16 protein-coding genes are annotated in these 23,548 nt (G+C 60.4%); 5 read left to right on the top strand and 11 right to left on the bottom strand.

Annotation, left to right across the window (positions count from 1 at the left end):
- Positions 1-107 precede the first annotated feature (107 nt).
- The 9 genes from NET03_RS06375 to ftsY all read right to left on the bottom strand — a co-directional run bounded on the left by NET03_RS06375 (position 108) and on the right by ftsY (position 14,706).
- Positions 108-356 (bottom strand): hypothetical protein, encoded by a 249-nt coding sequence (locus tag NET03_RS06375; RefSeq protein WP_252128063.1) that lies wholly within the window; start codon positions 354-356, stop codon positions 108-110.
- A gap of 1,525 nt (positions 357-1,881) precedes the next feature.
- Positions 1,882-2,799, bottom strand: a complete 918-nt coding sequence (locus NET03_RS06370) for a hypothetical protein (RefSeq protein ID WP_252128062.1) — start codon at positions 2,797-2,799, stop codon at positions 1,882-1,884.
- Between the two features lie 113 nt (positions 2,800-2,912).
- Entirely contained in the window at positions 2,913-3,401 is a 489-nt protein-coding gene (locus tag NET03_RS06365) for a redoxin domain-containing protein (protein WP_252128061.1), read from the bottom strand.
- A gap of 54 nt (positions 3,402-3,455) precedes the next feature.
- Positions 3,456-6,644: a putative bifunctional diguanylate cyclase/phosphodiesterase gene (locus NET03_RS06360; RefSeq protein WP_252128060.1), complete on the bottom strand. Its 3,189-nt coding sequence runs from the start codon at positions 6,642-6,644 to the stop codon at positions 3,456-3,458.
- Positions 6,645-6,855: 211 nt separating this feature from the next.
- Positions 6,856-10,209 carry a vitamin B12-dependent ribonucleotide reductase gene (locus tag NET03_RS06355; RefSeq protein WP_252128059.1) on the bottom strand — a complete coding sequence of 1,118 codons (3,354 nt, stop codon included), beginning with the start codon at positions 10,207-10,209 and terminating at the stop codon, positions 6,856-6,858.
- Positions 10,210-10,535: 326 nt separating this feature from the next.
- Positions 10,536-11,201 carry a response regulator gene (locus NET03_RS06350; protein WP_252128058.1) on the bottom strand — a complete coding sequence of 222 codons (666 nt, stop codon included), beginning with the start codon at positions 11,199-11,201 and terminating at the stop codon, positions 10,536-10,538.
- On the bottom strand, positions 11,198-12,253 hold the full coding sequence (locus tag NET03_RS06345; RefSeq protein ID WP_252128057.1) for a sensor histidine kinase: 1,056 nt from the start codon (positions 12,251-12,253) through the stop codon (positions 11,198-11,200). The genes NET03_RS06350 and NET03_RS06345 overlap by 4 nt, the downstream gene beginning before the upstream one ends.
- A gap of 27 nt (positions 12,254-12,280) precedes the next feature.
- Positions 12,281-13,741, bottom strand: a complete 1,461-nt coding sequence (gene ffh, locus NET03_RS06340) for a signal recognition particle protein (RefSeq protein ID WP_252128056.1) — start codon at positions 13,739-13,741, stop codon at positions 12,281-12,283.
- 2 nt (positions 13,742-13,743) lie between these two features.
- Positions 13,744-14,706, bottom strand: coding sequence for a signal recognition particle-docking protein FtsY (gene ftsY / locus NET03_RS06335; RefSeq protein WP_353655790.1), 963 nt, complete (start codon positions 14,704-14,706; stop codon positions 13,744-13,746).
- Between the two features lie 316 nt (positions 14,707-15,022).
- Here ftsY and radC point away from each other — a divergent pair, with 316 nt between their 5' ends.
- The 3 genes from radC to NET03_RS06320 all read left to right on the top strand — a co-directional run bounded on the left by radC (position 15,023) and on the right by NET03_RS06320 (position 16,852).
- Positions 15,023-15,736 (top strand): RadC family protein, encoded by a 714-nt coding sequence (gene radC, locus NET03_RS06330; protein WP_252128054.1) that lies wholly within the window; start codon positions 15,023-15,025, stop codon positions 15,734-15,736.
- An 81-nt stretch (positions 15,737-15,817) separates the two neighbouring features.
- Entirely contained in the window at positions 15,818-16,324 is a 507-nt protein-coding gene (locus NET03_RS06325) for a hypothetical protein (RefSeq protein ID WP_252128053.1), read from the top strand.
- A gap of 102 nt (positions 16,325-16,426) precedes the next feature.
- Complete coding sequence (locus NET03_RS06320; protein WP_252128052.1) at positions 16,427-16,852, top strand: hypothetical protein; 426 nt, start codon at positions 16,427-16,429, stop codon at positions 16,850-16,852.
- 7 nt (positions 16,853-16,859) lie between these two features.
- Here NET03_RS06320 and NET03_RS06315 read toward each other — a convergent pair whose 3' ends face one another.
- Entirely contained in the window at positions 16,860-18,968 is a 2,109-nt protein-coding gene (locus NET03_RS06315; RefSeq protein WP_252128051.1) for an N-acetylmuramoyl-L-alanine amidase, read from the bottom strand.
- A 161-nt stretch (positions 18,969-19,129) separates the two neighbouring features.
- Between NET03_RS06315 and NET03_RS06310 the strand changes: the two genes are divergently transcribed.
- Together NET03_RS06310 and NET03_RS06305 are read left to right on the top strand one after the other, a co-directional pair.
- Positions 19,130-19,957, top strand: coding sequence for a DUF2085 domain-containing protein (locus NET03_RS06310; protein WP_252128050.1), 828 nt, complete (start codon positions 19,130-19,132; stop codon positions 19,955-19,957).
- A 21-nt stretch (positions 19,958-19,978) separates the two neighbouring features.
- A complete protein-coding gene (locus NET03_RS06305; protein WP_252128049.1) occupies positions 19,979-21,976 on the top strand; it encodes a glycoside hydrolase family 15 protein in 1,998 nt (665 codons plus the stop codon).
- A 22-nt stretch (positions 21,977-21,998) separates the two neighbouring features.
- Here NET03_RS06305 and NET03_RS06300 read toward each other — a convergent pair whose 3' ends face one another.
- Positions 21,999-23,504 carry an aldehyde dehydrogenase family protein gene (locus NET03_RS06300; RefSeq protein ID WP_252128048.1) on the bottom strand — a complete coding sequence of 502 codons (1,506 nt, stop codon included), beginning with the start codon at positions 23,502-23,504 and terminating at the stop codon, positions 21,999-22,001.
- Positions 23,505-23,548 lie beyond the last annotated feature (44 nt).

Genomic DNA, 23,548 nt, shown 5'->3' with positions numbered 1-23,548 from the left:
ACCGAAGCCCTACTACCAAGGAGGTGATCCCTGCAGCAAGAAACACTCGCTGAGTAATCCGCTCGGTCCCCATACTCAGGATTGTCGCAACGCGGAGTCTGCGTCGCTCAGAGCTTCCCGAGGACGAAGAGCGTCGTGCCGTGTGGGGTAGAGTGCTCTGCCGCAGTGACCGGCACCAGCTTGTCCTTCTCCATGGAAAGGGAATCCACCGATACTGCCGACTCTGGTGCTTCCACCAGTGCCGATGTTGCACGGGCAGGCGACTGAGAAAGCAAGGTGTTCTGGTGTTCCAGGTGTATGGCACCAGTGCCTTCATGGAAGAAGATGTCTGTAAATGATCGGAATGTCGTCGACACGGCCCATGTTTTCCGTACGATTCCCGGTGTTGTCCGCGTCGCCGTTCTTTCCAGCTCCTATCCGATCACCTTGCGCTGACTCAGGGGGCCGATAGGTGGTGAATAGCTCACGACCCTTCCCTCGACCTCAATCAGGCGACCAACATTCTGAAGAATGGGGTCACCGCAGCGATCCTGTCGGAGGTGTTGAGTTCTCCGCCGGTGAATAACACGCTGGAGGTCAGTGATGCTCGCCCTGCGGCCAAGTCCGACCAATCCACCCAGCACTGTTCCCCAGTGAAGGAGGCACACCTGTTCATCACACCAGTCTGCGTGACAACGTACGCCTCTGAGAACAGGAAGCACGATTGCCTCACACCACAGTGGGAGTACCGCTTTGAGCAGTGCCAAAATGACGCTTCACCCCTTTGGCCCTCGGTGTGCCGCGTAGGAACCGTGTGCTCTGTGCAACAGGACCTCCTGCTCTCCCGACGTCTTCTGGCACATCAGGCTGGCAGGGACGGTGATAACCAGGCGATACCGATTGGAGGCACTGCGCCTGTGGTTTTCGCCGGCAACCCTCATCCGCTCACCACGTTCATCAGCCACAACATGAAGCTCCCTGTTTCTCTCGCTGTAATCCCTGTTCCCCTACCCTTTTTGGGGACCAAGCTTGTCGATTCCTGCGTCTCTTGTAGCCACATCGCATGATGACGGACGACCGGTTGCGGTCGTTTCGTCTGTGCTTGAGCGTGATCGCGCTGCGGCACCACTCGCCCTTCGGAGACGATTCGCGATTTGTCGCAACCGAGAGCCGATAGGGGAATCCTGCCCTGTCATGAAGAGGCTGCACCCGACAGAATCTTCCCATCAATCTCAGCAGGGGAAGATTTTGACTCGTTACCAGAGGGCTTGCCTGACCCCTGCAAGGGCGTTGTCTTGGCGCGTGTACCAAACCGGGCCGAGAGGCGAGTTCCTGTCTGGGAGGGGCGATGATCAGGGCCAGACGTCGAGCGAGGGACATCAGATCCTGCAGAAGACTGCTCGTCGCGACGAGCAACGAGCGCTGAAGTGTCACATTGGCCATTGGTGGTTTGACCGCGCTTGTTTAATGACCGTACCGCCATCGCGATCGGAGCCGGCTGTATCAACGATCCTCCTCAGTCAGCGATCGCACGTGGGAGGTGAGCCAGGGTTCCCGTTGACCGTGTCATCCTCTTACAGGATGTAAGACTTGGTCAGAAGCTCTTCGTGTCGCTTGAGCAGTGATGTTGGGTTCCGATGCGTTGAGGATGATCCAGAGATCATATTCCGCCCGGGTGAGGCGTGTAATGTCCACAAGGCATGGTACCCTCCGTGGTGCGTACACTGCCGAGCTGGATTCCCGGATCTTTGAAGGCCAAGTGGGGAGGAGTCCTGGAGTCTCGGTGCACTTTGTGTCGGCGGTGTGCAACCGATCGTCTGCTTTCGGACAGTGCGACAGTCGATGTGCCCCACAAGATCGTCTAGTTCCTTCCCATCGGGAACGCAGATGTGCGCGGCAGGCTCACGGTTGTACGACGATCGTTCCAATGATTCGGACGAGTCCATAGGTGACGAAGAGAGCAACAATGCTCGCAGCGAGAATGAGAAACAACGCCAAGGTATGGACAATAGCGGCGAGAAAGAGCGGCGTGCCTGACCATGTCATCCAATAGCGTTGCCAAGAACCAAGCACGGGATCGATCAACCACACTGCTAGGAGCAATGACACGGCGGCAACGATCCAGCCGCTGAGCCACTCTGCAGTCAAGGCACGTTTCGTCGTCTCCTCGGTTGTCGCACTCGCCACTTGTGCTTCGACAACCCCTGGCGCAGTCAATCGACCAATGACATACAAGTCAGTGCCGACGGGGAGAAACTCTTCAGACGCGGTGACACAGATGAGCGTGTAGCCTTCGTCCGCTGGCGGCGGCGGAGTTGCCCAAGACGGAGCCTCGCTTGCTGGCCACTCTGCGCCCTGCTCCGGCCAGTAGCGCAGCGTATCCTTGACAGCGATGCGGACTTCTCCAGTCCCGTCGTCGAGTTTGAGTCCATCAAGGAACTCCTCCACTCGTTCTGTCGTAACACTTTCTTTTTGCTTCCCACTGCCACGCTGCCACTTTCCAGAAATTTTCAGAAGGGAGGCGGCGACAAGCTGCTCACTCAGCGGGCTACGACGGGGCATCTCGCTGGTCGCACGCCCGAAGAGTTCCACAATTCGGCCGAGGTGACGCTCGTTGAGTTGGGCAATTGTGTCCCTCTGTGACCGTATGACACGCAGGAGGTGGAACAAGCGGAGAAGGCCGAGTGATATTCCCCCGATTGCCGTCAGCACAAGCGCTGCTTCAACGCTTCCCCAGAGTATCAGCCCCCTCCAGGCTTCGCAGCTTTCTCCACACCGCCGGAGCACTGGCAACAGAAGTGCTTCTGGAACAGGTACCATGCCAACCTCCTGAGGTCGGTCACCCCACCACCGAGATGCGGAATTCGTCCACAGCCTGTGAAGGAAAATTCATGACCATGCAGAGTGACAAGAGTTCCCTGCAGCGGTACGGCTCACCAGCGGTTGGCCTCCCAGCATTCGGGACACTGATACGAGACGTAGCGGACCCATGCAAGAACTTCTCCAGTATCTGGAAGCTCGTGTCCATCTCCGGCATCCCATGCCTGCCAAACTGTACCAGTGTCGTCCGTCACCACCAGGGCCGCTGCAGGAATCTCCTCTCCCAGGAGGAATCCGCACCGGCTGTGGAGCTCGCTTCCCTCGGCGAGCACGATCGGAAACTGTGGCACTCTTTCTCCCCAGTCAACAACGAGGGTGCGTACAAGCGGCACGATCGCCAGCAGTGCCGTCCGCTCTGTGCGAAACTCTGGGAGGTATTGATCCAGTGCTGAAAGGTACGCTCGACAGGCTGCGCAGGGCCACGCATGCGTGAAGACCACCACCAGGCCCGAACGCAGGTAGTACCGGCGCGTTGAAATCAGCTGACCGTCTATTCCCTCAGCTTCGAAATCGGGTAGACGATGGCCCGGTGCAAGCGGCATGCGTTGATGCCTCGAACCTTCCCGTCTCGCAAGCGACTATCTGCATCAATAGTACTATGTGAGTCTGTTCTCTTCATTCTGATTAGTCGCGGTGGGTGAGGAGAGAAGCCTCTCCGTCACTGTCGTATCGACCGAGGTGCTTGCCAGGTGCCGCCAATGTCGTAGGTGCCGTGCAGCCTCGATTGCCTTTTGGCGGTCGAAATCTCCACCAAAGAGTGGGCCTTGTCCCAACGTACAGCCACTCCGCGCCAGTGCCAGGTACACGGCAAACTCGTCGATCGATTCAGCGAGGCTGACCAAGGAGAGATCGTTTGCCACTTCTAAGAGTCCCCGTGCCAGGGCAGCGGCACGAGGATCGGTGAGGAACGACCGGACAAATCCTCTTGGAATCCGGATTCCTACCCGTTGGAGGTTGACGAACGGATCGATTCCTTCGGGAGTGAGCACCGGGTCGCGGACCAGTATGCCGATCTGCTGGTCGGCCAAGGCAGTGAGCCGTTCGAGCGAACCCGGAGCAGAGAGCACGCTGCTTGGGAGGTCCAACCACAGTCTGCCGTGTAACGCTGGTTGCGCAGCGAGTTGTCCTCTCAAATGCTCTGTGATGGTCTCATCGAGCAGCGCTGCGCTGGGAAAGGTGAGAATAACAAACCAACGCTGTGGGAGGTCTTGTAACCAGGCCAATGCTTCCCTAACGGCACGCTGGGCTAGGATACTGTCCAATCCCGCGCGGGCGGCTACTCCGGCAAGATCCTCGGCCCGCCGCTCTTTCCCCTGCGGATCAACCCAGGACGCGAAGAGTTCCACTCCAACGAGTTCACCGGTCCGCAAGTGCACGATTGGAAGCCCGCGAAAGACGACCGTCTCAGACTCGATCCCTTCGCGCAGTGCTTGTGCAAGGGCGAACTCCTGCGGTGCTTCCTCAGCCAGTTCTGGATGAAAGAACACGATGCGTCCCTTGCCGCGTCGCTTAGCGCTGTAGAGTGCAAGGTCGGCATTGCGCAGAACTTCCGCAGCCTCGCGCGGATTGTCTGGGGTCCATAGCACAACGCCGATACTCGCCCCAAGCGTCACGATTTGCCCATCGATGTGGTAAGGATGTGACTGTGCAACGAGCAGCCGTGCTCCAAGTTCTCGCGCTCCGTCCCGATCGCAGAGCGGAGCGATGATGAGGAACTCGTCGCCTCCAAGCCGACCCACGATGTCATCCCGTCGGACGGTGCGGGTGAGTCGGATTGCGACCTCGCGCAGGAGCACGTCACCAGCGGCGTGCCCAAGGGTGTCATTGACCGCTTTGAACCCATCGAGGTCGAGGAGAAGTGCGGCAAACGGTTGGCCTGCTTCGATCAGCTGCTCTAGAGAGGCGATGACCGCTGAACGATTCGCGAGACCTGTCAAGCTATCAGTCGTTGCCATTCGCTCTAATTGCTGGCGGGTGCGTACTTGCTCGGTGATGTCAAAGGCGATCCCGATCACACCGGTGATCGCCGCAGAGCGGTCGCGTAGCGGCTCGAGGCGAACCCGGTAGACGTGCTCATTCCACTCGAACTCGTATTCTTGTGGTTCGCCAGCCAGTGCCAGACGGTGCAAGCGAATCGGCAGAAAATCTGGATCACTGGTTCCAAAATATTCGAACAACGTCTGGCCAACCACCTGCCCAGGGCGAAGACCAAGCTGTGCCAGCCCGCTTCCCTCGCTTGAGGTGAAAACGAGATCGTGATCCACCGTCCAGACAACAGCCGGAAGCTGTCGGAGGATTGCCTGGAGGCGTGCCTCCCGATCAGCCAAGAGACGCTCAATCATCCGGCGTTCGTCAATCTCCTCCTGAAGGTGCTGGCGAATCTGGTGCAGTCGTCGATTGGTGGCCGCTTGTCGCCAGCCAATGGCCAGGGCCGCGGCGAGCAGAAGCGTCGCCAAGAAGCCGAGAGCCCCGATGACCCAGGGAAATGGCATGAGCAGTAGTTCGGCACGCGTTGTACCCAGCTGGGTACTCACGCGCAGCACACCAATGTCTGCCTGCGTGATAGGGACACGAACGCTCACGGCTGGTGCCCGACGGTGTGGAGTCCCGGCTGCCAGGAGTGGCTCGCCATTCAGAAAGAGTGTCAGCGCGCTCCCACGGTTAACCGTTGCTTGCACGGCCGGAGCAAAGAACACCTCGGGATCCAAGACGGCCATCACTTCTCCATCTGGTCTAGCCCACAGGATAAGCAAAGCAGGTTGCCCTCCTGGGAGCTCTGCGCGTGTGAGCATGACGCTCGACAGAGGAATCCGTGGTGCTGCCATGGTCACCGTAGCGAGCAGATCGCCTTCGCGTGCCTTCCAAACATCAGTGATGAACTGCGTTGTTGTGCCTGAGGGGTTCCTGCGTCCGTACCAGATAAGTCCTGGAACGCTCTGATCGTCGATCCCGGCTCGCTCGATGCGGCTCGGACGAAGGCGTTGGAGCCGGTTATCAAGCAGCATTCCGATGTGGTTCGCGACTGCTAGTGCTTCACTGCGTGTCTGGGCCAGCAATGCATTCTGTTGCCATCGCTCAACGGCAAGGGTCGTGGTTGTTGTGAGGAGGAGCCCGACCGCGAGTGCTGTCCAGGGTGCCCAGCGGAAGGGGAGTCGTCCTGCCGCACGATCGTGCCGCACACTAGCCAGCATGGTGAGGAGGTTGGCGACTGCGAGGAGCGCTGGGATGGTAGTGAAGGGATGACCTCGCAGGGTCAACAAGGGTTCGATGCGGGTGAAAGGGGCGAACAGGGCAAGCAAGTGCAATGTTGCAGCGAGGGTTGAGGCCACTGCAGAAATGCAGATGAGCCGAGGATGCTTGCCGAATGCCAGTGTCAGGAGTCCGAGCCCTGTGAGAGCGAGCGATGCGACGACGATCAGATTGTGGTTCATTTGGCCATTGGGTCCGTTCCTGGCCAGACACCCAGTCGCGATGGCAAGGCCAAAGGCGACCCCACTCGCTGTCAGGATCGCGAAGCGATACCAGCAATGTGGCGGAATGCTGAATGTGCCGAGCAGAGCGGCTCCTAGGATCACCAGGACACTGATCAGAACGATGTTTCGGTCTTGGATGATCCCATTCCCGTGAGGAATACCGCCCCACGCTGTAAGGCTGGTACTCAGGGCAATCCAGAGCAGTCCGGGAACTACATCCCGGGACCATAAGGCAGAACGCTTCCGAAATTCATCAACGACACGCCCACTTGTGGGGGAATGCTGCTTGTTCCGTTGAACTGAATCGATCATAGATATCCTCAGGCGAAGGCTGAGTCTCCACTGGATCTGACCACTGCAACCGCTTGCCATTCTCTTCGCCCGCGAGGGCGGATACGATCTCTTATAACGGCACAGTACCCGTCTGAGAAATAGCCTGATCGTCCAAAATACTTCAGAGGAGGAACGAAAAACGGGTCGCCTCAATGCGGCGACCCGTCATCGTCACCAGCGTACGGTGTGATTAGCTACAGCCGAGACTATTCCCGCAATTCAGGCACTTGTAGCAGGAGCCGTTGCGGACCGTCAGGTGTCCACAGACATCGCAGAATGGAGCATCGCCCATGAGGTGCGCGAGCTGTTCATCGAGTGCGTCCCGCTGCACGCGGTGAATGGCCCCATTGTGAGCAACCTGAACGGTTACAAGCTCCGGAGCTAGTTCTGCCTGGCCGTTGATCCGCGTTTTCGGAGCCGGGGAGAGATTCGGTGCCTCCTCCGATCTGCTCGTTGAGTCCGTTGCCGACTTGCGTTCGTGGGGTGTCTCGGTTGCCGTGGTAAGAGCTTGCGCTGCCTGCTCGGACGGCGGTACCTGGACGAAGTCGGTTCGCCCGAGATACTCGTACCCGAGCACACGGAAGATATAGTCGATGATGGACGTGGCCATCTTAATGTTGGGATGTCCCTCTACAATGCCTTGCGGCTCGAATCGTTGGAATGTGAAGGTGTCGACAAACTCTTCCAGGGGCACGCCGTACTGCAGCCCCTTAGATACGGCGATGGCGAAGCAGTTCATGAGGCTGCGGAAGGCTGCGCCTTCCTTGGCAACATCGACAAAGATCTCGCCGAGAGTTCCGTCCTCGTACTCGCCGGTGCGCAAATAGACCTTCTGGCCACCGACGCGTCCCTCGTAGGTGAAGCCACGTCGCTTCGGTGGCAATGGACGGCGGCGGGGTCGTTCCACGACGACTACCTGCACCTGCTTTTCCGGCTCTGTTGCTGTTCGGGTTTCGGCTGCTGCTGCCTTCTCCTTCTCGCTGCTCGAGCGTGTTGAGAGTGGTTGCGAGAGCTTGGAACCGTCGCGGTAGATCGCCAGTGCCTTCAGTCCGAGCCGCCAGCCCTCGAAGTAGGCCTTCGCCACATCCTCAACTGTCACTTCGTGCGGCATGTTGATCGTCTTGGAGATGGCCCCCGAGAGGAACGGCTGCACAGCCGCCATCATCCGGATGTGTCCCATGTAATGGATGAACCGTGTCCCGTGTTTGCCGCACTTGTTGGCACAGTCAAAGACTGGCAAGTGTTCCGGCCTGAGGTGCGGTGCACCTTCAACGGTCTGTCGCCCACAGATGACGTCGTTTGCCTCCTCGATCTGTTGCGGGGAGAAACCAAGCGCGCTCAGTAGGTCAAATCCCGGCTGATTCCACTGCTCAGGGGTGAACCCGAGTCGACGCAGTGCTGGCTCTCCCACCACGAACGGTGTGAAGGCATGACGCAGTTCAAAGACGCCTGGGAGGGCAGCTTCGATCCGCTCGAGTTCCTCGTCGGTAAAGCCGCGCGCACGAAGCGTCTCGCGATTGATGTGCGGTGCGCCTTCGAGCGTCAGTGTGCCAAGGACGTAGCGCAAAATGTCCTCGATCTGCTCCGGCGAGTAGCCGAGCCGTTCAAGTGCTGGAGCGACCGAGCGGTTGACAATCTTGAAGTACCCTCCACCAGCAAGCTTCTTGAACTTGACCAGTGCAAAGTCGGGTTCGATTCCGGTGGTGTCACAGTCCATCAGCAGCCCGATAGTCCCGGTCGGAGCCAGAAGCGTGGCCTGGGCATTGCGGTAGCCGAAGCGCTCGCCGAGTTCAAGTGCACGATCCCATGCTTCCCGCGCAGCTGCGACCAGTTCTGGTGGGCAGTGCGTGGGATCAAGGCCCTGCGGGGTGATATGCAGCCCTTCGTACTCCTCGGGATGCGCATCGTAGGCTGCGCGACGATGATTGCGGATGACTCGCAGCATATGCTCCCGGTTCTCCGGGAAGGCCGGGAAGGGGCCAAGTACCTCTGCCATCTCCGCGGAGGTGGCGTACGCCTCACCAGTCATGATCGCCGTAATGGCCGCTGCGACGGCTCGTGCCACGTCCGAGTCGTAGGGGAGCCCCATGGTCATCAGGAGAGAGCCAAGGTTGGCATAACCGAGTCCAAGCGTACGGAATCGATAGCTATTCCACGCGATCTCGCGGCTCGGGTACTGGGCCATGAGCACCGTGATCTCAAGCACAATGGTCCAGAGCCGGACTGCATGACGGAAGGCAGCGATATCAAAGACTCCGGTCTTGGGGTCGTAGAACGTCATCAGGTTGAGAGAGGCCAAGTTGCAGGCGGTATCGTCAAGGAACATATATTCGGAGCAAGGGTTCGAGGCGTTAATGCGTCCGGAAGCCGGGCACGTGTGCCAATCGTTGATGGTAGTGTCGTATTGAATGCCAGGATCGGCGCATTGCCAGGCTGCTTCAGCGATCATGTTCCAGAGCTCACGGGCGCGGATCGTCTTGGCAATGCGCCCATCGGTGCGCCATCGCAGATGCCACTCCCGATCCTCAAGGACGGCCTGCAGAAACTCGTCGGGTACCCGGACCGAGTTGTTCGAGTTTTGGCCGGAGACTGTCGCATATGCCTCGCCGTTGAAGTCGGCCGAGTAACCAGCGGCTACCAGAGCAGCAACCTTCTTCTCCTCCTCAGCTTTCCAGCGAATGAACTGTTCAATGTCAGGATGATCAATGTCGACGACGACCATCTTGGCCGCGCGGCGGGTTGTGCCGCCGCTCTTGATCGCCCCGGCTGCGCGGTCAAAGACTTTGAGGAAACTCATCAGTCCCGAGGATGTTCCGCCGCCGGACAGTGGCTCACCCTCACCACGGATCTTCGAGAAATTCGTTCCTGATCCGGCACCGTACTTGAAGACACGCGCCTCACGGAGCACCAGATCAAAGATGCCGCCCGGATTCACCAGGTCGTCCTCAACTGACTGGATAAAGCAGGCGTGGGCTGAGGGACGGGAATAGGCATCTGGTGACTGTCGAAGCTCGCCAGACTCCGGATCGACGTACCAGTGGCCTTGCGGTGGCCCAGCGATCCCATAGGCCCAGGAGAGGCCGGTATTAAACCACTGCGGTGAGTTCGGTGCACCGATCTGATGGAGGAGCATGTAGGCGAGTTCATCCTCAAAGGCCTGAGCATCCTCCGACGTCGCAAAGTACCCGTAACGCTCTCCCCAATCGCGCCAGCAACCGACGAGCCGACGCACCACCTGACGAACACTGCGCTCCGGTCCGAGAACTGGCTTCCCGTGCTCGTCGAGCATCGGACGGCCTTGCTCGTCGTACTGTGGGACACCCGCCTTACGGAAGTACTTCGAAACGACGATGTCGGTGGCAACCTGCGACCAGTGCTCTGGCACCTCGGCATCGGTCATCTCGAAGATGACAGTGCCGTCAGGATTGGTGATGCGTGACGTCCGCCGCGTCCAACGGACTGTCTCGTACGGATCGTGTCCTGGCTGAGTGTAGAAACGCGTGATGTGTAGTCCGCGTCTCGTCTGCCGCTCTTGCTCCACCATGATCGGCCCCCCACAATCCCTTCCGCACGTCGAGCCGGACTCCAGAGTTGTCGCCAGCGGTCGAAGCGAGACGCATCACCACTACATGTTGCGTCTGATCCGGCCGACCAGCCCAAGCTCTAGTGTAGCCGCACCGACCGCCCCTGTCCAGATGTGTCTTTCGGTCAAATGTGCGACTCTCGCCTTCGGTTCCTCGTGACACTGCGACTGTACGTACAGCCCGGGGACAGTGTAGCAGGGCTTGTCAGCTGGTGCAAGAGTGTCAGCGTACGAACGCGGGAGATTGCTCGATTTGTCTTGAAGGAACAGCGCTGTGCCAGCGTGTCTCACTCGGTCTGCGGGTCAAGGAGGCCAATGCGCAACGCAAAGCGGACGAGCTCAGATCGACGCGAGAAGCCAAGCTTTTGCATCACTCGATGTCGATACGTCTCCACCGTTTTGGGCGAGAGGAACAACTGGTCGGCAATTTCCTGAGCGGTATAGCCGGCAGCGGTGAGCCGCAACACCTCCCGTTCGCGTTCTGAGAGGAGTTGTGCCGGATCCTGCACCTCGCCAGTGCGTGCCCGATCGAGGTAGCCCTGTAGCAAGGTTCGAGCCGCAGCCTGGTCGATAAAGACTTCACCACGCGCGACGGTCCGGATCGCCTCGACCAGGTCGGTATGGAGGCTTGACTTGCGCACGTAGCCTGAGCCACCTGCCTGCAGTACCGGCAGAAGATAGCGCTCCTCGGCATGGACGGTCAGGATGAGGATGCGCGTTGGAAGACCCAATGCCGCAATCCGTCGCAGTGCTTCGAGCCCGTTTCCTGGCATGCTGATGTCCAACACAGCGACATCGGGTTGGAGTTCGCGTGCCAACTCCACTGCCTCATCAGCCGTGCCCGCTTCTCCGACCACGTGGATATCGGGTTCTGCTTCGAGCAGTGTCCGAAGGCCAACGCGGACAATCGGATGATCGTCGGCCAAGAGCACGCGGATCGGCTCAGACGTCATCGTCTCTCCTTCCCGCTCTCCAAAAGTGTCGCGACCGGTTCCAGTGGTACACGAACGTCAATGCGAGTCCCTTTTCCTGGTGCGGCACGAAGCTCGAATGTCCCGTGAACGAGTTGGGCTCGTTCACGCATGCCGAAAAGGCCAAGCCCGCGGCCGAGCGCTTCACGTGGCTCAAAACCATGACCGTCATCTTCGATCCGGAGTGTTACCACCTCCTCCCCGAAAGCGAGTTCCATAGTCGCTCGCTTGGCGCTCGCATGCTTGGCGACGTTCGTGAGTGCCTCTTGGGCGATGCGATAGAGTGCAAGTTCTACATCAGGGGCAAGCCGTTGTCGTTGGCCACGCACTTGTACCTGTACGGCAAGGCCGAAGCGCTGCCGATACTGAGCCGCCAGCCCTTCAAGGGCTGCTGCAAGGCCGAGATCGTCCAAGACCGGTGGGCGCAGTTCCTGAGCGATAGTCCGAATCGATTCGAGGGTTGCACTTGTGAGGTCGATGAGTTCCCGAAGGAGCGTGCCGTCGGTTGGTTGCTGCCGATCTTGGAGCATCTTGAGCAGCACCAAAAGCACTGTCAGGCTCTGCGCTGGATCGTCATGGAGTTCCCGTGCGATCCTGCGTCGCTCTTCTTCCTGCGCCGTCAAAACGCGCTGCGACAGTTCCCGGAGTCGTTCCTGGTATCCCACCAGGGTATCAAGCATCGCATTGAAAGTAGCCGTAAGGTTGTCAAGGTCCGGATCGCTCAGCGGGACAGACGGGGCGCGAACGTGAAAGTTGCCGCGCCGCACCTCGTCAGCCGTCTGCTCCAGGACGTCGATGGGGCGGAAGGCCGCTCGCAGGACGATCCAGTTGATGAGTACGGAAAGCAGAGTTCCGCTAATGGCGAACAGCGCGACGAACTCCGGTAGGTGTTCAGTGTTTCCGGTACTCAACAGCGTCAGCGTCGTCCCGACAACTGCTCCCGCAACGACGATGAGCGAGTTGGCAGCCAAGACTTTGTAGAAGATCGGGAGATGCGAGAGCTGCCTCACGAGGCTATGTGCGAACCTGCTCACAGCGACATCACCTCGGCGGGTTCCGCTTCAGCGACGTTTCTTCTTTTTCTTCGTGTGTCGAGCCGGATGAGGAGCCTGCGTCGGGCGGGTTGGAAGACCTCCGAGACTGGGCATCCCATCGAGTCCAGTCAGACCACCGAACGGATTTCTGCCACCCAAGAGGCCATGGAGTGCGCCACGCCCACGGCCGCCGGCCAGCTGACCGAGCTCGGCCATCATCCGCTGCATCTGCTTGAACTGTGTGAGCAGCTGGGAAACCTCTGCGACGGTCGTGCCGCTTCCCTGGGCGATCCGCCGGCGCCGGCTGTAGTTGATAATGTCGGGATTGCGGCGCTCCTCTGGTGTCATGGAGAGGATGATTGCCTCGACACGCTTATACTCGTCGTCGCTGATTTGCACCTGCTGCTGACGCAGGAGCTGGCTCATCCCCGGGATCATCTCCAAGAGCTGGGTGAGTGGCCCCATCTTCTTCACCTGCTGCAGCTGACGCAGGAAGTCTTCGAGGTCGAAGGCCCCAGCCAACATCTTCTCCTGGAGCTTCTTCCCCTCTTCTTCACTGATTTCTTGGCGTGCCTTCTCGATCAGCGATTGGATATCCCCCATGCCGAGGATGCGCGTGGCGAGTCGATCCGGGTAGAACGGCTCGAGTGCATCGACTCGCTCGCCGGTGCCGATGAACTTGATTGGCACGCCCACGACCGTACGGATGGAGAGCGCAGCACCACCCCGTGCGTCACCGTCCATCTTGGTCAGGATCAGGCCGGTCAGATCGAGACGACGATGGAACTCGCGGGCGACGTTCACCGCCTCCTGCCCAGTCATCGCGTCGGCGACCAGCAGGATCTCCGTCGGCCGCACTGCCTCCTTGATCCGCTCTAACTCTTCCATCATCGGCTCGTCGATCTGCAGGCGGCCCGCCGTGTCCACGATGACTGGGTTGTAGCCCTGATCCCGCGCCAGCTTCACTGCCCGCTTGACGATGTCGACCGGATTGGCCTTCGTTCCCTCGTCATAGACCGGGAGGTCATGCTGCCGTCCGAGTGTGTGCAGCTGCTCCACTGCTGCGGGCCGGTAGATATCGGCAGCGACGAGGAGCGGTCGCCGACCCTCCTTGCGAAGGTGGTAGCCGAGCTTAGCGACCTGGGTTGTCTTGCCAGAGCCCTGGAGTCCCACCAGCAGGAAAACGGTCGGGGGCTGAGAGGCCCATTGCAGTGGTACTCGTTCTGTCCCGAGGACACGGACGAGTTCCTGGTGGACAATGGCAATGACCTGTTGTGCAGGGGTAAGGGAGCGCAGGACTTCCTCGCCCACTGCTCGCTCCCGCACCGCCGCGATGAAGTCGCGGACCACGGTGTAGTGAACGTCGGCCTCAAGAAGTGCGCGACGGACCTCGCGCAACGCCTCGTCGACGTCCTGCTCGGTGAGGCGCCCTTTGCGCCCGATTCGCTGGAAGACTTCGGTGAGGCGATCGGTTAGGGCTTCGAACATGTTCAGTCCTCCTCGTCCCCGAAGAACAGGGCGTCAACGTAGGTCTCGGGGTCGAACTCGGCAAAGTCGGTTGGTTTTTCGCCCGTGCCGACGTAGGCGATCGGGATCCCCAGCTCCCGGGCGATGGCGAAAGCGATACCGCCCTTGGCCGTGCCGTCCAGCTTGGTGAGCGCGATATCTGTCACGCCTGCGGCCTCGGTGAAAACACGGGCCTGGTTGAGCCCGTTCTGCCCTGTCGTCGCGTCGATCACCAGCAGCACTTCGTGCGGAGCCTCCGGGACGTGCCGCTGAATGACACGCCGGATCTTGGCCAACTCGGCCATTAGGTTCGACTTCGTGTGCAGCCGTCCGGCCGTATCGATCAAGAGGACGTCGATCCCCCGATTGTGCGCGGCCTGCATGCCATCAAAGACCACGGCACCCGGATCCGCGCCCGGGGCGTGCGCGATGACTGGTATCCCGAGTTGCTCTCCCCAGGTCTTGAGCTGATCGATGGCCGCAGCGCGGAATGTGTCAGCAGCGACAAGCAGAACGGACCGCCCTTGGTCGAGATGATAGCGTGCCAACTTGGCGATGGTCGTTGTCTTGCCCGTTCCGTTCACACCGACAACCAGTGAGACGAACGGAACACCACGCTGGTAGATCTTCACGCGACGGTTCCGCATCGCTGATTCCAGCAAGGCAACCATCTCGTCGCGCAGCGCTTCCCGTGCCTCGACCGGGTCACGGACCTCGCCACGGCGAACACGCTCGCGCAGCCGCTCCAGAAGCGCCTCGGTCGTTGTCACGCCAAGGTCAGCTTGGATCAGAAGCGCCTCAAGGTCTTCGAACAGCTCCTCGTCGACCTGGTTGCGCTCGAACAGCTGCACAATCTGACGGAAAATGCCCTGCCGGCTGCGCCTGAGCCCACTCTCTAACTGCGGAGTCGGCGGTGTGCGCCGGCGGAAAAAACGACTAAAGATCACGGTCATCTCCTCGGTGCTCGGGATCATCTCCCTGGAGTGTGGCGCCGCAGCGGTTGCCGCGGCGCCGAGAACAAGTATACCTGCGCCTCATTCTCCTCCGTCGTGGCCACTCCATCCGAGCGGGGTGGCACCTTTTGCGATGCTCGTCTCGCAACTTGGGCTGATTGCGCAACAAGCGGCGGATTCTCGCTGGTTCGGATGATGTACCGTCCTGACCCTCTGCCTGGGTTCTTTCAAGGTTGCAGGAGGTCCCTTGACTGTTTGTGTCTATCCCTGCACACTCGGCCCTGACTGTCTTCCAGGGAGCGTGTTACCGATGAGCGAAGGACAGGGGAACTACCACATCTCGGTGAAGGAGTTACCAGCGAGCGAGCGACCGCGCGAACGTTTGCGCCAACTCGGGCCGCAGGTGCTGACCAATGCCGAGCTCCTGGCCGTCATCTTGAACACTGGCACGCGTGGGGAGTCGGTGCTTGAGTTGGCACAGCGGTTGCTCGTCGAGTTTGGTGGATTGGTCGGACTGGCCCGAGCGGACTTCGCCACGCTGCAGCGCTTCCATGGTCTCGGTGAGGCGAAAGCGGCCAAGCTTCAGGCTGCGCTGGAACTTGGACGGCGGCTTGCACTCGCGCAACCGGAGGAGCGCCCGACAATTCGGACGCCAGAAGACGCGTACGCGGTTGCCGGCGCAGACATGGCGACGCTGGAACAGGAACAGCTCCGGGTATTGTTGCTCGACACACGCAATCGTGTGCTCCGCACAGTGACGGTGGCTCAGGGGCACGTCAACGGTGCACAGGTGCGGATCGCGGAGCTCTTTCGGGAAGCCATCCGCTCGAATGCGCCAGCGCTTGTTCTGTTGCACAATCATCCTTCCGGAGATCCAACACCGTCGCGAGCAGATATCGAGTTGACACGGAGTGCGGTCGGGGCAGGCCGGCTGCTGGGGATCGACGTCGTCGACCACCTGGTCATCGGTCACGGGTGTTTCGTCTCGTTGCGTCGTCACCGGCTCGGTTTCGACGGAACGTGACGTCTTGCGCGTTCACCGGGGGTGGTCAAGGAGCACACCGGTAAAACGTCGTCCGATGATAGTGAAGCAAGGAGGGTCCCCATGAACGCGTCGGGAACTGCACAGACGCCGAACCAACCGACCGGCCCAAGTTTCGCGCACCTGCAACCAAGTAGTGACAACGATCGGCTTCTTGCAGCACTTGGCTACATCTTTTGGATCGTCGTTCCAGTCATTGTCCTTTTGACAGATCTACGACGTAGCGCATTCGCCTATGTCCACGCGCTCCAAGGCCTCGTCCTTGGTGGAGCCAGTATTCTGTTCGTGCTTCTGTATACGTGCGTGAGCGCGGCCCTTACTGCGATCATTCCACCACTTGCCTGTATCTTGTGGCTTGGCTACTTCCTGCCGCTCGCGTTGGGAATCTACTGTGCATACCGAACCTACACGGTCGGGCAGAACGAGTTTCCGCTGCTCAGCGAGCTCACGCGTGCACTTTTCCGCCACCAGCTTGGACCGATCTTGAGCCCGGGAGAGTCACCGGGACAAGGCAGGCCTACGTACAACCATGAGGGTGAGAATGATGAATCGGCCAGTGCTGACGATTGAACGCCTTCGGTCTCCGTACTCCTCCGGGCTCGCTCAGCTATCCCGTTCGGTCACGATCCCATGACGAACGTTGTGAAACTTCGTTCATGGAAGGAGGCTCTCGTGGATGGATGCGTCTCTTCACCATCCAACGGTGAGCCTGACCCTGATTTCAAATCCCTCTCTCCTGAAGGGCAGAATGACCGTTTGCTCGCGGCGTTTGGCTACATCTTCTGGGTCGTTGTGCCACTCATCGTGCTCTTCGCAAATGAGCGACGGAGCCGGTTTGCCACAGTCCATGCCCTGCAAGGGTTGGTGTTCGGCGGGGTGGGTTTGATCTTCCTCCTGCTCTTTGCCTGTTTGGCGATTGGTCTCAGGAGCCTTGAACCCCTCTTGGCCTGTGTAGTGTGGCTCGGCCTTCTCCTTCCGCTCGCGGTCGGCGTTGCCATTGCCTCCCGCGTGCTCGTATCGGGGCAGACCGAATTTCCGATCCTAAGCCAGGTCACCCGCTCCGTCTTCCGTCGACAACTCGTGAGCCTGCTCGGTTGACACCAACTTAAGCACCAGGTAGCCAACCGCGGTCGATCAGTGTTTCGCGGCCAAGATGACCAAGCAGAATCTCGAACGGCGTACCACGCAGTTCTGGATGGTACTCCATGCGGTTCCGCTCGAAGTACTGCACCAGATACCGTTGTCCATCGGTTTTGCTGACCTCTTCGAACGGCTCACTGATCGGATAGCCAAAGACCGCCGCGCCACCGCGGCTCCACCAGTACGCTTGGAAGGGCGGTCGCAGCGTGTGTTGCGTTTCAACAAAGAAGTCCACATGAGGATCAGCTGGTCGTGAAACTGGTCGGAATGGAGGCTCATTCTCCCGACCACGTGTTCGCTCGACCCCGAGCAGACCGAGCAGGACTTCGAAGGGGGTACCTGCCAGCTCCGGATGGTGTTCAAAACGAGCACGCTCGAAATACTGCACCAGATACTGTTGGCCATCAGTCGCCGACACTTCAACGAAGGGTTCGGTGAGGGGGTAACCGAAGCGCTCGAGCCCGCCATTTGCTCGCCAGAACTCATAGAATAGGCGCGGCACGTTGTGTCCGGTCACGTCGAAGTAGACCATCTCCGGGTCGGTGCTCGGCGGGACAGGAGCGGTAGGGGGCGGCAAGGTCCGGAGTTCCTGTGGGAAGACTCCTTGTTGCTCGTAGCGCACGAACTCGCGAACAAGGCTCGCGCTCAGCTTCCATTGGCGCACCGAGCGGAGGCGGATGAACCCGGTAACGGTCACTTCCTGTCCTGGCGGAAGTGGTCCCGGGAACCCCCAGCGGAATGGGTTTGGGATGCCGGTGTTCCCGTCAAAGTCGACGCCGATGCGGAACGCTCCTTCTTCTTTGGGATAACCGACGGTGTCAAAGGTCTGCCCTTCTTCGTAGATGAACCCGGGTGGTGGCCCTTGTGTCGGCACATCGATGGGCCCGACGTTCCGCACAACGGCATCGACCCGCACCAGCGTGCCGGCGTAAAGTTCGCTGGATGGAGTGAAGGTCACACGGACAAGCTCTGCTTTCGGCTCAAGCCGACGCGGCCTCGAGGGGAAGACGATTGGGCCGGTTCCCTTGAGCATGCCGCGGAGAACCGGAAGCTGCACATACAGCTGATCCCCCGGGCACTCGGTGATGTTGTAGTCACGGTGCCCGCCAATGTTCGGGACATCAACGAGGTCGCGGAATGCTCCGATCCCTGCCGGATCCAGGTTGCCGGCCCGCGTGCGGATCAAGCGGGCCAGTGCATCGAGCGCGGCCTGCGGTGGCGGGGTCGCGGAGAAGTCACCCAGGACGGCGATGCCGAGTGTTCCGGTATTGTACCCGGCCGTATGTGCGCCAATCACATTCGGCCCGCCGTAGCGTCCCTCGTACGCCCGACCTTGCCAGTCGACGACGAAGTTGTATCCGATATCTCCCCAGCCGAGTGTCACCGCATGATACGCATAGATGGCGCGGATGGTCGCTGCTGGATCAGGTGGGTCGTTGCGGGTGACTGTGTGGTGGATGATGACTTTCTGGATAGGCGCATAGCGCGGTGGCCAAATCTCGTTCCCCTGCTTATCGAAGCGAAGTGTGTCATCCGCACCCCAGCCAGCGCGCGAAATGATCCATCCGTCAAGCAAATCGGTCACCGCGAGCCATTGGATATCTGTTCCCCGTGTATCGACCGCCGTCACGCGGACCGCATCGACTCGGGGAGTCGCTCCATCGATCCCCGGCTCGCAGCGCATGAGCAGCTGCAGCTGCTGGCCCGTTGCCAGGATGGGAGGCGCGTACGTCCACCCATCCGGCTCGCGCGGCGGCGTGTGCGGATCAGCAGTGAGTGCAATCCAGTCACTCCACGAGTCATTTGCCCCAGCAAGACGAACCAGAACCTGGAAGAGTGCGCCCGGGGGGACACTGGCTCGCCAGCTGACTTCGATGCTCGTGAACGGCGTCGGGAGCGGATAGACCGGCGTGAGGAGCTGACCGACTGACGGGAACGGCCCCTCCACAAGCCAGCTTGTCCGAGTGATGGTACCGGCTCGGGCGTGTGTTCCCTGGAATTCTGTCACCGTCGCGATGACAGCGCCTCCAGCGACCCGCAGGAGCACCCGTCGTGTGAGTCGCAGCTCCCGCATCGTGTCCCCCTCGCTGTGGCTGGCCTTGCCAGATGGCATGCCGCGGCAATGGTACCCGTCAGAGGGTGTACGGTCAATGTGTCCGAACACCCCCGATCGTCCTATACCCTCGTCTGGACTGGAAAGTGGTATGCTGGGGCGTTGCGAGCGGAGCGTCGAGCGTGACCGGGAGAGTTCGTTCTCGAGCTGTCATTTTTGCGGCGATCCGGGAGCTGCTTCCGCCAGTCGTGCTGCTCCTTGTTGTTCTTGGAAGCTGGCTTGTCTCACCGAGCCAGGTGGAGCTTGCGACGCGCGCTGCACTCCATGGTCTCTGTGCGCAGCGCCCCAGCCACTCATTCTGGTTCGGCCCGCATCAGCTTCCCTTCGATGCCCGCATGACGGGTATTTATGGAGGCTCGCTGCTCACGGTCACCTGGCTCGCTCTCCGTCACTCGCGTGGCGCAGTTGGCTCGCCCCGGGCTGCCACCCTCGCTGTGCTCGCGGCGGGAATCGCTCTTCTCGGTATCGATGGGCTCAATGCGCTCGCTGCCGACCTCCATCTCCCGACACTGTACGAGCCGCGAAACACACTGCGCTATCTGACCGGCGGGTGGACGGGGGTGACGTTGGGGGTGCTCCTGTGGTGGGTCTTCCAGTCGACGACCTGGCGGCCAGCATTCCGACATCCGTCGCCATCGTTTCACCTTGGCCGTGATGGTCTGCCGCTTGGGCTTGCGCTCACGGGATTCGGCTGGCTTGTGATGACTGGGCCAATCAAGTGGTACGTCCCAGTCGCAGTGATGCTCCTCATCGCGGCGGTTGTCACGCTCGCGCTGCTCGCTTGGCCGGTGGCCCTGCTGGTAACGCACTGGTTTGAGCGAGCGGAACGCTGGCAGGACCTCGGAGGTCCGGGCCTCTTTGCGTTTGCCGCCGCAACATCTGTGATGACAGTGACAAGTCTCCTGCGCTATGCCCTGGAGGCGGCGCTGGCCATACCACCGTTGCCGTGAATGTGGTCGGAAGGATTGCCGATGCCTCGGGATCTCCCCATTGGGAACGGCCGTCTCCTTCTCGCTTTCGACCGGACGTATACCCTCCGCGACGTGTACTATCCCCGAGTGGGCCAAGAGAATCATACTCAGGGGCGTCTTAACCGTTTTGGAATTTGGTGTGATGGGGAGTTCGCCTGGCTCTCTGACGAGGGATGGGAGCGCGAGCTTCGCTATGAGGAAAGAACGCTGGTCACTGATGTGCGCCTTCGGCATCTGCGGCTTGGTCTCTCCCTGCATATCCGTGACGCTGTCGGACTTGAGGACGATCTCTGGATCCGCCAGGTCACGGTGCGGGACGAGCGTGGCAGCTCACGGCAAGTCCGCCTCTTCCTGCATTTCGATGGCCATCTCTGGGGTTACGCCGACGGTGAGACGGTCTACTATGAGCCGACGGCACGGGCACTCGTCCACTACAAAGGGAAGCGGTATTTCTGGTTCTCCGGCTGGGCGGGTGATCGCCCGGGATATCACTGTTTTGCCTGTGGCAATAAGGCGTTCCGAGGCCACGAGGGGACGTGGCGCGATGCCGAGGACGGACAGCTCAGTGGGAATCCGATCGCACAAGGGTCGGTCGACTCGATCGGCGGCTTGGAATTCTCGCTTTCCGCCGGTGGCACAGCGACCGTAACCTTTTGGATGGCGGCAGGGCTGCGCTTTGCGGATGTCTACCGGTTGCACCAGTTCGTGCTGCAGTATCGCCCTGACACCCTGCTCACCCGCGTCCGCCGATATTGGCGGAGCTGGATTGAGCCAGATCCCCCGCGACTTGCAATGCTGCCCGTCCCTCTCCAGCGACTCTATCGCCAGAGTCTTTTGATCCTCCGCACACAAATTGACGAGGGGGGAGCGATTCTAGCTGCGAACGACTCGGATATCCTGCAGTTTGGGCGCGATACCTACAGCTACGTTTGGCCGCGGGATGGCGCGCTCATTGCCGAGGCGCTCCTTGACGCAGGCTATCCAGAGCTGGCGCGCCGCTTCTTCGTATTCATGGGAGGACTGGTGACACACTACGGGTTCTTCCTCCACAAGTACAATCCGGACGGCTCAGCTGGCTCCAGTTGGCATCCCTGGGCTGGCCCGTCCGGCGAACTCCAATTCCCGATCCAGGAGGACAGCACTGCGCTTGTGCTAGCGGCGCTCTGGAAGTACTACCGAAAGACGCGCGACCTCGAGCTCCTCCGGGAACTCTATAGTCCGATGGTGGTTCCCTCCGCCCGCTTCCTTGCTTCCTACCGCGATCCTGTCACTGGCCTCCCGGCACCGTCGTACGACCTGTGGGAAGAGCGCCGCGGGATCCACGCGTTCACCGTCGCGGCCGTCTTTTCGGGGCTTCGTGCAGCGGCACAGTTAGCGCGGATCTTTGGTGATGATCATTTTGCCGACACGTGGGAACGAGCCGCCAACGACATGCGGGACGCTGCGTTGCGTCACCTCTATCGCCCGGAACTCGGGCGATTCGCCCGTACACTCCTGGTCGGACCCAGCGGGGACGTTCAACCAGATCCGACGCTGGACTCCAGTCTCGCGGGCCTCTTTCTCTTCGGTCTTCTTCCTCCTCGCGATCCTCGCATTGTGGCAACGATGCGGGCGATCGAGGAGCGGCTGTGGGTCAAGACGCCGGTCGGCGGTGTCGCTCGCTATGAGGATGACTATTACTATCAGATGAGCCGGGATCTGGAACGCGTTCCTGGTAACCCCTGGTTCATTTGCACGCTCTGGCTCGCGGAGTGGCATATCGCCCGAGCCGTTTCGCCCGGAGAACTTGGGCGGGCGCAGGAGCTCCTTGACTGGGTCGTGACCCATGCACTCCCCAGCGGGGTGCTGGCCGAGCAGGTGCATCCGGAGACCGGCGAACCGCTCTCGGTGAGCCCCTTGAGCTGGAGTCACGGGACGTTCATCGAGACTGTCTTGCAGTATCTGGAACGCGAGGGCCAGCTCGCGGCTGCAGGCTGGCCCTCGTTCCTTGCTCCCTAAGTAATCGGAAGTAATTGGTGGTTCACCGTCCCGGAGGCCAGTTGCCGTACCAATCGAAGCGCTGCTCGCTGAGTCCAACCACCACGTTCTTGACCTGCGTATAGAGGTCAAGAGCGTGCCGTGAGAGCTCTCGACCGATCCCGCTCTGCTTAAAGCCGCCGAACGGTGCTTCCGGTGGATTGACGACTGGATAGTTGATGCTGATGTTGCCAGCCCTAATGCGCGCGGCGAGGCGATGGGCACGCTTGATGTCGTTTGTCCAAATTGTTGCTGCCAGCCCATAGATCGTCGCGTTGGCGATCTCTACAGCCTCATCCTCGGTGCGGAAGGGGATCACCGAGAGCACCGGGCCAAACACTTCCTCCCGAGCGATCGTCATCTGCGGTTGGACGTCATCGAAGATTGTCGGTTCGACGAAGTTCCCTCGCTGCAGGGCGGGATCGTCTGGTCGCTTGCCGCCGAGGCGGAGTGTGGCACCCTCGCTCGTAGCGCGCTCCACGTAGCTCAGCACACGCTCGCACTGCCGCTGCGAAACGAGTGGACCGAGTTGGGTCTTCTCATCGAGCGGGTCACCAATCCGGAGCTGGCTGGCCTTGCGCAGGAAATCGTCCATGAAGTGATCATGAATCGACTCGTGAAGCAGCAGGCGCGTTCGTGCTGTGCAGCGCTGACCAGCATTGGAAAAAATCGCAAACAGCGAGCCATTGACGGCCTCCTCCAGATCGGCGTCTGGGAACACGATGTTCGGGGACTTGCCACCGAGTTCGAGGGAGACCTTCTTGATTGTCCCTGCGCTCAGCCGCAGGATTTCACGCCCTGTCTCCGTCTCGCCGGTGAAAGCGATCTTGTCGACGAGCGGATGTTCGCAGATTGCCGCGCCGACCTCACTGCCTGGCCCAGTGAGGACATTGACAACACCTTCCGGAATTCCCGCTTCCAAACAGATCTGTCCAAGAACGAGCGCAGTGATCGGGGTGTAACTCGCGGGCTTAAGAACGACCGTGTTCCCCGCTGCTAGCGCTGGTGCAAGCTTCCAAGCTGCCATCAAGATCGGGAAGTTCCACGGGATAATCTGACCACAGACGCCATATGGCTCACGCACCGTGTAGTCGAGTAGCGGTCCATTCATGGGAATCGTCTCACCCCAGATCTGACCCGCGAGATTGGCATAGTACTCAAAGCAATTTGCCGCGGATGCCACATCCATGCGTGACTCGACGATGATCTTCCCACAATTGAGTGTCTCCAAGCGGGCGAGTTCGTCCAATCGCTCACGGAGGAGTTCTGCAACCTTGCGCAACCGCCGGGCTCGCTCGTTCGGCGTCATGCGGCCCCACGGTCCCTCGTCGAAGGCGCGCCGAGCAGCACGGACGGCTCGGTCCACATCGTCGCGTCCAGCCTTGGCGACGTAGCCGATAACGTCGTTCGTTGCTGGGTTGTACGTGGGGAATGTCTCACCACTTGCAGCCGGCACGAACTGCCCATCAATCAGAAGATGATACGTCCGGATGCCAGCTTCGATCGCCATTGCGGTCCTCCCGTCCAAACGCTGCCACGATGAACCGCCGTACC

The sequence above is a fragment of the Thermomicrobium sp. CFH 73360 genome (assembly GCF_023806465.1).
Lineage (GTDB): Bacteria > Chloroflexota > Chloroflexia > Thermomicrobiales > Thermomicrobiaceae > Thermomicrobium.
Note: the sequence above shows the minus strand (reverse complement) of the source record. Positions and strands in the feature narration are given on the sequence as shown.

Excerpts from the sequence above, each read along its gene's own strand:
- NET03_RS06370 (WP_252128062.1), bottom strand. The coding sequence starts at position 2,799 with ATGGTACCTGTTCCAGAAGCACTTCTGTTGCCAGTGCTCCGGCGGTGT.
- NET03_RS06365 (WP_252128061.1), bottom strand. The coding sequence starts at position 3,401 with ATGCCGCTTGCACCGGGCCATCGTCTACCCGATTTCGAAGCTGAGGGA.
- NET03_RS06360 (WP_252128060.1), bottom strand. The coding sequence starts at position 6,644 with ATGATCGATTCAGTTCAACGGAACAAGCAGCATTCCCCCACAAGTGGG.
- NET03_RS06355 (WP_252128059.1), bottom strand. The coding sequence starts at position 10,209 with ATGGTGGAGCAAGAGCGGCAGACGAGACGCGGACTACACATCACGCGT.
- NET03_RS06350 (WP_252128058.1), bottom strand. The coding sequence starts at position 11,201 with ATGACGTCTGAGCCGATCCGCGTGCTCTTGGCCGACGATCATCCGATT.
- ffh (WP_252128056.1), bottom strand. The coding sequence starts at position 13,741 with ATGTTCGAAGCCCTAACCGATCGCCTCACCGAAGTCTTCCAGCGAATC.
- radC (WP_252128054.1), top strand. The coding sequence starts at position 15,023 with ATGAGCGAAGGACAGGGGAACTACCACATCTCGGTGAAGGAGTTACCA.
- NET03_RS06325 (WP_252128053.1), top strand. The coding sequence starts at position 15,818 with ATGAACGCGTCGGGAACTGCACAGACGCCGAACCAACCGACCGGCCCA.
- NET03_RS06315 (WP_252128051.1), bottom strand. The coding sequence starts at position 18,968 with ATGCGGGAGCTGCGACTCACACGACGGGTGCTCCTGCGGGTCGCTGGA.
- NET03_RS06305 (WP_252128049.1), top strand. The coding sequence starts at position 19,979 with ATGCCTCGGGATCTCCCCATTGGGAACGGCCGTCTCCTTCTCGCTTTC.
- NET03_RS06300 (WP_252128048.1), bottom strand. The coding sequence starts at position 23,504 with ATGGCGATCGAAGCTGGCATCCGGACGTATCATCTTCTGATTGATGGG.